Annotated in this window: 1 protein-coding gene; it reads right to left on the bottom strand. The window is 81.7% G+C overall.

All coding sequences use genetic code 11. The features are described from left to right. Positions 1-93 precede the first annotated feature (93 nt). Complete coding sequence (locus E1283_RS37940) at positions 94-240, bottom strand: hypothetical protein (RefSeq protein WP_165956391.1); 147 nt, start codon at positions 238-240, stop codon at positions 94-96. Positions 241-705 lie beyond the last annotated feature (465 nt).

Here is a 705-nt window from a genome sequence, read left to right as displayed (position 1 = left end):
CCCTTGTCTCGCGCTGCGCGCGGTACGGCGGCTTCGCCGCCGGGGGCCACGGCCTGGCGGCCGTGCGGAGCGCGCCTCCGCGCCTCGCCCGGCTTACGTGGAGCGGTGCCGCTCCGCGCAGCGGTAGCCGGTGGCACCTGGCCGCGCCGCGTCCGATCCCGCGTGCGGCGGGCCCGCGCCCCGCCCGGCCTCGTTCGGCTCCGTGGAGCGGTAGCCGCCGGCGGAGCCGGACGCGCCCACCCACTGTCTGTGCCCTGCCCTGCGCGCAGTGTGCCCCTACGCCTCGTGCGCGGCACGCCTCAGCACCCCGTCTGGCCTGCGTGGAGCGTGCGCCGCGCGACGGCGGCCGCCCGGCACTGGCCGGGCCTCGTCCGCTTACGCGGGCCTGGTTCCGCGGGTAGCGCGGCCCCGCGCAGCGGTAGCAGGCGGCACCCAGCCGCGCCGCGTCCGAGCCCGCGTGCAGCGGGCCTCCGGCCCGTCGCCCTGCCTCGTCCGGCTCCGCGGAGCGGTGGCCGCCGGGGGAGCAGCCGTGCCCGCCCAGCGGGCCTCCGCGCCCAGCGCGGGGTGACGGGCGTGTGTCACGGGTCCCGCGCGGAGCGCGGCCCCGCGCAGCGGTAGCCACCGGCGGCCGGCCGCGCCGCGGCCGAGCGTCCGTGCCGAGCAACGCTCTGCCCCGCGCGGAGCGCGGTGAGGGGTGGGTGGGCG

Source organism: Streptomyces hainanensis (assembly GCF_004348415.1).
In the GTDB taxonomy this organism is placed as follows: domain Bacteria; phylum Actinomycetota; class Actinomycetes; order Streptomycetales; family Streptomycetaceae; genus Streptomyces; species Streptomyces hainanensis.
This window is presented reverse-complemented; position numbering and strand designations above follow the sequence as displayed.